The 11,372-nt window shown below is 72.6% G+C and carries 4 protein-coding genes; all 4 read right to left on the reverse strand.

Annotation, left to right across the window (positions count from 1 at the left end; genetic code table 11):
- Positions 1-2: 2 nt before the first annotated feature.
- Complete coding sequence (locus AB0C22_RS24980) at positions 3-5,939, reverse strand: SDR family oxidoreductase (RefSeq protein WP_357537328.1); 5,937 nt, start codon at positions 5,937-5,939, stop codon at positions 3-5.
- Positions 5,936-7,438, reverse strand: coding sequence for an acyltransferase domain-containing protein (locus tag AB0C22_RS24985; protein WP_357537330.1), 1,503 nt, complete (start codon positions 7,436-7,438; stop codon positions 5,936-5,938). Before AB0C22_RS24985 ends, AB0C22_RS24980 begins: the two co-directional genes overlap by 4 nt.
- Positions 7,439-7,584: 146 nt before the next feature.
- Entirely contained in the window at positions 7,585-7,821 is a 237-nt protein-coding gene (locus AB0C22_RS24990; protein WP_219460225.1) for a DUF5988 family protein, read from the reverse strand.
- A 74-nt stretch (positions 7,822-7,895) separates the two neighbouring features.
- On the reverse strand, positions 7,896-10,772 hold the full coding sequence (locus AB0C22_RS24995) for an AAA family ATPase (RefSeq protein ID WP_357537332.1): 2,877 nt from the start codon (positions 10,770-10,772) through the stop codon (positions 7,896-7,898).
- Positions 10,773-11,372 lie beyond the last annotated feature (600 nt).

The raw sequence follows: 11,372 nt of genomic DNA on the forward strand, positions 1-11,372 counted from the left end.
TGTCAGGGAAGGGCCGGCTGGGGGATGTCGGCGTGCGGCCGGATCAACCTCCCGCTGTGGTCGGTGGCGTGCGCGCTGACCCCGGTGATCCGGGCCAGGACGTGGCCGTCCGTGGTCGACGCGGTCAACGCGCCGTCGGCGAACCGGCAGTGCAGCCGGATCGTCGGGTGCGCGGCGCTGAGCTGGCAGTCGTTGCCCGGTCCGCCGAGGTCCACCGCCTCGATGCCGGCCATCGGGCCGACCAGTGGTGGCCGGTCGCCGGGTGGCGGCAGGAGCAGCAGGTGCACCATCGCGTCCAGCAGGATCGCCGGTACGGTCATCCCGGCCAGGGCCGGGTTCCACGCCTCGTGGTCCAGGCGGAACGTGGCGCTCGTGCCGTCCGGTCCACGGGCGTACTCGCCGGTTCCGGCGAACGGGCCGCTGAGGGTGATCGGCAGGTCGGCGGAGTAGACCGGCATGGTGAAGTCCGGTTCGGGGCGGTGTGTCACCTGGTCGGTCGGCGCGGGCAGTGTGGGGTGCCGGTCGGCCAGCATGACGGTCGTCTCGCAGAGCAGGTCGTTGAAGCGCAGGATCTTGCCGTTGCGGCCGACCCGGTTGGTGGTGATGCGGACTGCCACCACGGCCCGGTCCGGGGACCGGTCGGTGAGTTGGGCCTCCACGGTGATGGTGCGGGGTGGTCCGGCGGACCTGACCGTCACCGACGTCCGGCAGACCAGGTCCCGGAATCCGGTGACGACGAGGTCGGGGCAGAGGTGTCCGGCGGCGCCGGCGGCGGCCTCGAGGGCGAAGGTGCCGGGGAGGACGTACTCCCCGTTGACCCGGTGGTGGCGCATCCACCGGCCGTCCTGTTCGGCGAGGGTGTGTGGTTCCCAGGTTTTGGTGAACACCGCCCAGCGGCGGCCGCGCAGCAGTACGCCGTCGAGCAGCGGCGTGGCCAGGGAGGGGTCTGGTGGGGTCGGTGGTGGTGCGTCGGGTACGGGCAGTGGCAGCCGGCCGCTGGTGGTGTCGGTGCTGATTCCCCGCTGCCCCAGCAGTACGCGTTCCTCCTGCCGGAGGTAGAAGACCGCCGCCCCGCTGCCGGGCCGGGTCACCGCATCGAGGAACTGGGCGGCGCCCTGCCGGCTGCTGATGTAGGCGTCCATCCGGTTGCGGCGCAGGGTTTCCTGCATGGCGGTGCTGCTGGCGACGCCGACCTCCCGCCAGCCGCTCCAGAGGATGGCGAGTTCGCGGTGTCCCTCGGGTGCGTGTCGGTCGGCCCAGGCGCTCGCGTACGCCAGGTATTCGTTGACGGCGCAGTAGTCGACGTCTCCGGGGGCGGGGGCGAGGGTGGCCAGGGTGCTGAAGTTGCACCAGGTCCGGGGCGGCCGGCCGGCCAGGGCGCGTTTGAGGTTGCGGTAGCCGGTGGCTTTGGTGGCCCGTACCGCCCGGAAGTCGGCAAGGGTCTTCGCGTGCAGTGCCCGGGAGCGCAGGTCGAGGACGGTGTTGACGAGCAGGTCGATGCGTCCGTGCCGGTCGATGACTTCGTCGAGGACGGCTTGGGTGCGGTCCGCGTCGAGGACGTCGCACACCCGGTGGTGGACCCGGTCCGGGCCGCAGAGTTCGGCGAGCCGGTTCACGGTGCGGCGTACCTCCAGGCGGGCCTGGGCGCGTTCGTAGCTGGTCTTGAGTTCCCGCACCGACGCGTCGGGGTGTTCCCGGCGTCCGGCGGCGATGAACTCGGCCTGGGGTGGCAGTTCGTCGTCGGTCTCGGGTAGCGGGGTGCGGCCGACGAGGTACAGGTGGGGTCGGTCGGTGGTGCGGGCCACGGCGTCGAGGAGTTCGGGGGTGATGCCGCGGGCGCCACCGAAGGCGACCACGATCGCGCCCGGTGGCAGGGTGGGTTCTGCCGTGTGGTGTGGTCGGGTCTCGTCGTCGCCGACGGCCAGTTCGGACCAGGTCTGCCCGTGGCAGGCCAGGGTGTGCGTCGGCACCCGGGCGGTCGCCGCCCGGGCCAGCTGTGCCAGCGCGGTCGGGGCTTGCGACGTGTCGGTGATCAGGGTGTTCCCGCTACACTGCGGGACCTCGGCCCGTACCGAGCGGACGAGTCCGCTGAACAGACCGGCGAGCGGGTGGGTCGTTCCCTGCGGCAGGGCGGCGAGCAGCAACGCGGCGAGCGACCCGCCGGCGCGCAGCGCGGGCAGTGCGGCCTGGATGGTGGTGAACGCCAGGTCCTGGAGGTCCTCCGACCGGGCGGCCTGGGTGTCGTCGGCGCCGTCGTCGGGGGTTTCGAGCCGGGTGAGGATCCGGATGTGGCGTGGGACGAACGGCAGGTCGGCCAGCGCGTCGGCGGCGGCGTCGGGTGGTACGTGGGTGGCGGCGTCGACTCCTGGCTGCGGTGACCAGACGGCGATGTCCGGTCCGGTGACCGCGGCGGCGAGGTCTGCGGCGTCGGTGAGCACGATGCTCCCGGCGGGGATCGCCGGCCCGTCCGGGTCGGGTGGGGTCAGGGGGCGTAGGTGGAGGGTCTGCCGGCGGCCGATCGGCTGTTCGGCCGGTTCCGGGACGGGCCTGCTCGGGTCCGGGTCGGGACCGGCCGGCCTGGTGAACCGGATCGTGGGTGATCCGGGGGCGGCCGGGGACACGACGGTGCCGGTGCCGGTGACGACGGCCCGGAGCACCGCCAGCAGGGCGTCGAGGGCCAGGTAGGTGCGGTCGGTGCCGGCCGGTGCGGGCAGGGTGTGCGCCGGGTCGTCGGCGGTGCCCCCGGGTGCGGTGCCGAGGGTGCCCAGGATGGGCAGGCCGTGTTCCCGGGCGGTGGAGCGGCGGGCGACGGCGACGACGGCGGCGCCCTCGGCGACCGACCGGCCTGCCGGTACGAGGGTGTCCAGGTGCCGGTCCCATCCGCTGATCGGTCGCAGGCTGACCGCGCCGACGAGGGCCAGGTCGCAGGCCCGGTGGCGGAGTTGACGCAGGGCCAGGTCGAGGGCGCTGTGGGCGGAGTCGCGGTGGGCGTAGACGCTGGTGCCGAAGCCCCGCAGGTCGTAGTAGTTGGCGGCCCGGCCGGACAGGATGCAGGAGACGGCGCCGGTGAAGTCGTCCTCGTTGAGCTCGTCGGGTATGACGTCGCCGGCGTCGGCGAGTGCCTTGGCGAGGTACTCCCGCAGGGTCTGGGCCTGCCCGGGGTCGGGTAGCAGGTCGAACGTCGAGGCGCACTCCTGTGCGTGCACCCGTAGGGCGGCGCGGGCGTTGTGCGTGGTCGGCAGGCTCGCCCCCACCAGGATCGCGGTGGTGGGTCGCAGTGTGGTTCCCGGTTCGCCGAGGTCGGCCAGGAGCGGCCCGAGGGCTTGGAGCATCATCAGGTGAGCGGGGTCCATGTGCCGCATCGTCCGGGGTGGGATCCGCACGTCGAGGGGGGACGGCAGCGGGTACGGGCTGCCGAAGCTGAGCTGCGGGGCCGGGCCGTCGCCGGCGAGCCAGCCGGGCACCCGGTCGCGGTCCAGGCCGGGCAGGTGGGTGCTCCAGCCCACCACGACCAGGTCCTCGGTGTCCGGGGTGCGGTCGGGCACCGACGGTCGGGGCGCGGGTCGGGTCGACGGCACCCGGTCGGCGAGCACCACGTGGGCGTCGGCTCCCCCGAGGCCGAACGAGGACACCCCGACCATCCGGGGGCGGGCCTCGTCGACGGGCCAGGGCGCATCGGTGACGGGCACCGTCAGGCGGGTGCCGCCGCCCAGCAGCGGGTGGGGATCGGTGACCACGGTGTGGCCGGGAATCGTGCGGTGGGCGAGGGCGACCAGTGCGTGCGCCACCGACACCAGCCCGGCCAGGACACCGGTGTGGCCGAAGACCTGTTTGTTCGACGTCAACAGGCACGGTCGGTCCCGCTCGCCGAGTCGTGACAGCAGGGAGCGTAGTTCTACCTCGTCGCCGACGGGGGTGCCGGTGCCGTGGGCCACCACCCAGTCCACGTCGGAGGCGTCGATGCGGGCGTCGGCCCAGGCCCGGCCGATCGCGAGTTCCTGTCCCCGGGTGGCCGGGGCGTGGATGCCCTTGCCGCGGCCGTCGGCGGCCAGTCCGGTGCCGAGGACGACGCCGTGGATGTGGTCGCCGTCGGCCACCGCGCGGGCGTACGGTTTCAGCGCGAGCATGACGGCGCCCTCACCGATCAGGGTCCCGTCGGCCGCCTGGTCGAAGGGGCGGATCCGGCCGCTGACGGTGATTCCCTGGGCCCGGCAGAACAGCGTGAAGCCGATCGGTTCGATCACCGACGTGCCGCCGACCAGCGCCACGTCACAGCTTCCCTCGCGGAGGGCCTTGACGGCGGCGTCGAGACAGAACAGGCCGGTGGCGCAGGCCGCGTCGAGGGTCAGGTGTTGGGCGTCGTCCGGGATCAGGCCGCGTAGCGCGTTGCGGGAGACTGAGGCGGGCAGGTAGGCCAGCGGGTTGCCGCCGTCGCCGCCGTAGTGGGCGCTGATGGCGTGGTCGGCGAGTTCGGCCAGCCAGTCGTCGCCGCCGCTGCTCTGGATGGCGTCGCGGATCAGGCGTTGGTACTCGTCGCCGAGGACGACGCCCTGGGTGCCGAGCCCGGTCTGGTCGTGGATGCCGGTGGTCGCCGCCAGCCACCGGTCGCCGGGCCGGCGGTGTACTCCGGCCAGGGCCTGGACGGTGCAGTGTCGGAGCCATCGGGTGGTGCGTGGCCAGCCGGGGTGTTCCAGGAACCCGTCGGGTTCGGTGATCGAGGCGGGGTCGGGGACGAAGCCCTGCACGTAGCCGGCTTCCCGGATGTAGAAGCTGTCGGTCTCCGCCGCGCTGGCCGACCAGAAGTGCCGCAGGTCGAACGCGGACGGTTCGCTGGCCAGCAGGGCGCCCTCCCGGAGCCGGTCGTAGAGGTCGGCGGGGTTGTTGGTGCCGGGCAGGACCACCCCGAGGCCGACCACCGCGATGGCGTCCGGGTCGTGCCCGCCGGGGCCGGGGCCGACCTCCGGTCGGCGCGGCTGCGGGTCGCGCACCGGACGTGGTGTCGCGGCCGGGGCCGGTTCGGGCACGGCGACGGCCTCGGGTACGGCGGCGGCCTCGGTGGTCGCGGGGTGCGTCTCGGGTGCCGTGGCTGCTGCGGTGGGGCGGACCGGTGGGGTGCGGGTGGGCACACCGACCTGCGCGGCGAGTTTGCTGTGCAGTCGCAGGCTCTGCATGCCGCCGATGCTGATGCCGCCGTCGGCGACGAGGGTCTGCCCGGTGATGAATCCGGTGTCCGGGTGCAGGAGGTGGACGAGCAGCCGGGCCGCTTCGGGGGTAGAGATGGTGCGGCGCATCAGGTCGCTGGTGCGCGGCGAGTCTCCGAGCGCGGCGGCCGGGTCGTCGAGGTTGACGACGATCTCGCTGGCCACGGAGCCCAGCAGCACGGTGTTGACCCGGATGTCCTGGTCGGCCAGTTCCAGTGCCAGGTACCGGACCATGGATTCCAGGGCGGCCTTGGTGACGCCGCCGGGGCCGTACCCGGGGACCGGCTGGTGGGCGCCGACGCTGGACAGGCAGAGGATGCCTGCTCCCGGGCGGCCCACCATCAGCTCGGCCGCCCGGCGGGAGCAGTGGTAGGCGCCCATGACGTTGGTGGACCAGGCCCGCTGCCAGTACGTGTCGTCGACGTCGAACAGGGGCAGGAACGCCCCGCCGGCCGCGTTGTTGACGAGGAAGTCGAGGCCGCCGTGCCGCTGCCGGACCAGGTCGAACATCTTGTCGATCTCGGTGCGTTTGGCCACCGAGGCCCGGATGAACTCCGCGCTGAGGCCGGCCTGCGCCAGCTCGGCGCGCAGCAGTTCGGCCTGCTCGACGGAGTGGAAGTAGTTGACGATGACGTGTGCGCCGCAGGTGGCCAGTCGACGGACGATGTCCGCGCCGAGGCTCTTGGCCGCGCCGGTCACCAACGCGATCCGACCGTGCAGGCTTGGTGTGTCGGTCATCGGGCGGTCGCCTCCCCCCGGGCCTGGACGACGGCCTGCGCGATCCGCCCCAGGGTGCCGACGGTCAGCAGGGAGGTGTTGGCCCGCAGGTCCGGCAGGCCGTACCGGTCGGCGACCCGGCCGAGGAGGGCGACCTGCTTGAGTGACTCCACGCCCAGGTCGGATTCCAGGCCGTCGTCGTCGCCGAGCAGCTCCGGCGGATAGCCCAGGTAGTCGCCGTACAGGGCCCGGATCTCGTTCAGCACCACCGCGTACCGCCCCTCGGTGTCCGATGTGGAGACTGAGGGGGCCACCGTGGCTGGGGAGGCCGGTGCGACCGGTGACTGCGGGGTCGGCGGTGCCAGGACGGACGGGATAGGGGGTGCGGCCGGGGCGCTTGGGGCCGCCGGGACGACCGGCACCGCCGGGACGGCTGGGGCGGGTGCGGTCGCCACGGGTGGCGGCACCACGACGGGGGGAGCCGGTCGCGGCGGCGTCGGTGGCGCGGACGTGACGGGTGGAGGGGCCGCCAGGACAGGCGGCGACGCTGGCGTCCGTACCTGCGGTGACATCGTCTCGGTGCGGCCGGCGACCAGCGCCCGGACCGCCGCGACCGGGTCGTGTTCGCTCAGCGGCACCACCGAATGGATGCCCGGGACCGACGCCTCGACGAACCGGGTGACTACCGGCCACTCCCCGCATTCGATGAACGTGTCCGCACCGGCGGCGTGCAGGGCACGCACCGTGTGCAACATCCTCACCTGGGCGGTGAGCGCGCCGGCGACCAGCTCGACCGGGTCCTCGTCGCCGATGTCCCGGCCCAGCCACGGTGAGGACACCCGCCACCGTCCACCGCCGTAGGACACCCGGGGGGCGGTGGCCAGCAGGTCCCGGGCGGCCTGCGCGACCGCCGGGGTGTGGGTGGGATGCGGAACGTCGAGGCGGACACTCGGCCAGCCGAGCGCCTCGGCCACCCGCTCCGCCTCGTCGATCTGCCGCCGCGGACCGCTGAGGACGCTCTGCCGGGGTGTGTTCTCGCAGGCCAGCACCAGGTGTGGGTGGCCGATCAGCCCGGCGAGTGACTCCGCGCGGCGGCCGTCCACCCCGACGGCGAGCATCGTGCCCGGCCACGCCTGCCGGGTCAGTGCCCGGGACCTGGCCACCGCCAGGCGCGCGGCGTCGCCGACCGACACGTGTCCGGCGGCGGCCAGGGCCCAGAGTTCCCCGATGCTCTGTCCGACGATCGCCACCGGTTCGACGCCCTCGGCGAGGAGCAGGTGGTACGTGGCGAGGCTGACCGCGAAGATCTCCAGGTACTGCACCTCGGGGCTGTAGGGGCGTTCGCCGGCCACGTCCTCGATCAGGCGGGTGCTGATGTCGGGCAACCCCAGTTCCCGGGCCGCCTTGTCGATGCGGGTCAGTGCCTCCCGTACCGTCTCGTAGCGGCTGTGCAGGTCACGCAGGATGCCCGTACGGGGAGCAGCCACTGTGCCGGGCATGACGAAGACAGAATCCACCATGTGCGTCACCCTCGTTTCCGTCCCGGTGAACGGGCTCTGGCGCGCCGTGACGGCGCAGGGACAATCGACGACGTGCGACCTGCGGGTCCGGTGTGCCCTGCCGTCACCCCCGGCCCGGGCCGCCCGGCCGGGCAGGTTCCGGCCGGCTATTCCGCGATCCGCGACCGGTACGCCCAGCGGAAGACGAGCGGCTCACCGTCGCCGTCGTCGGGGCGTTCGAAGTGCTCGTAACCACCGTTGTGCGGGACTTTCACCTTCGGTGCGTCCGGCGAGACCCGTTGGGTGCGAAGCTCGGGCGGGAGGCTCGCCGGGCCGCCTTCGAGTGCGATCAGGACGGTGGTGCAGGGGTTTGTGGTGTCGTCCGGCTGGGGGGACACGGTCATGCGGATAGCTTCCCCGGGGAGGACGAACGAGACATGCGTCAGCTGACCCACAAAACCGGCCCGGGTTCGTCGAGTCATCCGTCATCGGGACCCGCGTTGCGGAGCACCTCCTGGGCGATCTGGTTACGGCTGCGCAGCCCGAGCTTGTGCAGGGCGCGGGAGATGTGCGTCTGGACCGTCCGGCGGGTCAGGAGCATCGCGGCGGCGATCTCGGGCGTCGAACGGCCCTCGGCGACGAGCACGGCGACGCGTCGTTCCGTGGCGGTGAGCGCCGCCCAGCCCGAGACCGGCCGGGCTGCGCGGGGGCCGCTGACCCCTCGGCGTACGCCCCTGCCCCGCAGCCGCGCCTCGGTGCGTCGCACGTCCCAGGTCGCGCCCACCCGGGTGTACAGGTCGATCGCCTCGGTGGCGGCCGCCCGGCACTCGTCGGTCGCACCGTGGCCGGCCAGCACCACCGCGAGGTCCTCAAGGGTCGCCGCCAGCTCGGTGCGGGGGCCGGCCGACCGGTAGTGCTGCACGGCCGTACGCAGCGGCTCGGGGTTCTCGGTGGCGAGGCCCACGCAGCGCTGACGCATGGTCGCGGCCCGCCCCGGCACTGGCTCGGCCTCGGTCCAGACCCGCGTCAGTTCGAGGGCAGCGGTCACGGTCGAGGAGTCCGTGCAGGCCGCCGCCATCCGGATGAGGTCGGCGAACCACGGGTGGTGGGGGCCCGTGCCGGAGTCGGGGCGGTGTTGCAGCATCGTGGCGAGCAGGGCGGCGCCCCGTTCCGGTTCGCCCTGCTGTTCGGCGTGTACGGCCCGGGCGGCGAGGAGGAAACCCTCGCTGTCCTCGTCGGTGCTGCGGTCGGCCGACACGTGCGTGGCGGGGTGCAGGTGCGCCTCGGCGAGCGCGCGGTCGTCACGGCGGACGGCGATCAGCGCGGTGACGCCCCGCCGCAGTAGCGCAGGTCCACCCCGGTGCAGACCCGGATAGAACGGCCCGCAGGGATCGTCCGCGACCGGGGTCAGTGCCGTCAACGCCTCGTCCCAGCGGCCGAGCCAGTAGTGCAGCATCGCCTCGGTGACGCCGATGGACCCGGCGGCGACGTCGTGTGCCCGGCGGCGGATCTCATGGGACAGCCGCAGCACCCTGTCGGCTTCCCTCCACCGGGCCATGTTCTGCAGGCTCACCACCCGGCAGTGCAGGGCGAACATTTCCAGTTCCGGGTGGTCGGGGTGACCGACGAGGGCGGTGAGTGCCTGTTCGGCGTGCCGCAGTGCGGCCGGGTGGTCACGCCGGTCGGAGCGGGTGAGGGACAGCACGACGCTGGCGCCCGCGATCGCACAGTCGTCGCCGGAGCGGCGACCGGCGTCGAGGGCCTCGCCGGCCAGTGCCTCGGCTTCGTCCGACCCGCCGGTGCCGGCCCGGCTGATCAGGGCCAGGGTGCCCAGGAGGCGTCCGCGCCACGGTTCGGGTATCGCCTGTCGGGTGAGCACCTGCCGCAGGATCAGCTCGGCCTCGTCGGTCTTCCCGCTGTTGGTGAGCGCGCGGATCAGCAGCCAGTGCAGCTCGCCGTGCGCGTCCAGCCCGGTCGACGACGCGAGGGCCTCGCGGGCCCGGTCGGCGGCCTCCTCCCACCGGCCCAGCATCTGTAGTGAGCGGGCCAGCGCGACGCTCAGCGAAGGCTGGTGCGGGTCCTTTGCCGGAAGCTGTCCGAGCTGTGCGCGCAGCAGCCGGACCGTGAGTCCCGGGTCGGTGTCCGCCAACGCGGGGACGGACCTGTGGAGCCAGTCGGGCACCCACCGGTTCTCGACGCCGCCCGCCGCCACCAGTTGGTGTGCCACGGTGAGCGGCTCGGCGGCTGCGGCGGCCAACTCCCGGGCCAGGTCGAGGTGCAGCGCCCGACGCAACGGCAGCGCGACGGCGTCGTACAGGGCTTGGCGGATCAGCGGATGGCAGAAGGTCATTCGTTCCCCGGAGCCGGCGAGGATCCGGGCCGCGACCGCCCGCTGCAGCACGTCGGCGAGGACCCGCACCGGCCGGCCCAGCACGACACTCAGGTCGGTGACGGTGAACTCGGTGCCGAGTAGTGCGGCGGTCCGCAACACGTCCCCGGCGTCCGGCACCAGACCGAGCCGGCTGGTCAACGCGGCGGTGAGGGCGGGAGGTATCCGGTCGTCGTCGTCACGTAGGTCCGCGTGTCCCGCCACGACTTGGACCAGGTCCTCCCGCACCAGGACGTCGGCCAACTCACGCAGGTAGAGCGGATTACCCACCGCCGCGCCCGACCACCGGCTGAGGGTCGGGCCGGGTGGCGCTCCGAGCAGCCCGGTCAGTAGCTGCGAGACCTCCGCTTCGTCCAGCGGCATGAGGCTCAGCAGGTGTTCGTGGCCCCGGAGGGTGTTGGCCGGGGTACGGGTCGGACGGGACGGGTCCTGATGGTGCGCGGCGATCAGGAGTAGGGGCAGGTGTTCGACGCTGGCGGCAAGGCGTCGCCAGACCACGGTCGACGCCTCGTCCATCCAGTGCGCGTCGTCGACGATGAGGACGGTGGGGCCCGTCGCACACAGGTCGTCGACGAGGGAGGCCAGCATCTCGGCCACGGCAGCCAGGGCCGACCCGTTGGCGGGGAAGGCTGGCGGTTGGCCGACCAGGGTCTGGGTGATCTCCGCCCGGGACGGGTCGTCCGGCCGCTGGCGGACTCCGAGGCAGGCGAGCAGGACGCTCAGTGGTGACTGCTGGGAAAGTTGGTCGGCGACGGCGTGGAACACCTGGTAGCCGCGGTCGGCTGCGGCCCGGGCGGTGATGGTGAGCAGTGAGGTCTTGCCGATGCCCGGCTCACCCACCAGCCGGAGCGCCGCGCCGGTTCCCCGCGCCAGCCGGGTCAGCGCTGTCTGCGTGAGGTTCCGCTCACGCGCTCGCCCGACCCATACCTCGGACCCGGACTCCGGGCCTATTCTCAGCATTCCCATCGAAGGTGAATTGCCGCCGGGAATCTCCCCGACGACGGATATCCTTTTCCCGGCCGAGCCGACTACCGTCACACCGTGTCGACCGGGAAATCAACTCTATGGTGGCCGCCGCACCGGGCCCGCAATACGCTGGCAGGCGGCCTTGATCGACCTCCACCAGATCAACGAAATGCCTGAGATCATTCGTTCCGACACCCTACGATGAGCCATCCTGATAGGAATTAGTCGAAAAATCAAGGGAAGCTCGTCGAGTCCGCAGGGAGTCGCCTCCCGGCGAACCAACAGGGCAGTTGCCGGATCACACAATACGTTTCGGTCAGGTTAATTTGTGATGGTCGGCCGACGCCGGGTCGGCGCACGGGCGGTGCCGTACCACCGAGCAGCCCTACGCCGCACCCGGAGGACGCGAGACGGGCGAGGTGAATTCACATCGTCATCGCGAGGAATTCCCGAATTCCCACCCGCCTTCACGTCGATTCCGGCGAGGTCACCGAATCAGCACACCAATCGCCACTTCGAAAAGGGGCTTGCTCTCCCAAGGTCGAGTTCGATGCTACAACGCTGCCCGTCGAATCCGATAGCCCTGAGTGAATCTTCACC

The sequence above is a fragment of the Micromonospora sp. NPDC048894 genome (genome assembly GCF_040649765.1).
Lineage (GTDB): Bacteria > Actinomycetota > Actinomycetes > Mycobacteriales > Micromonosporaceae > Micromonospora > Micromonospora antibiotica.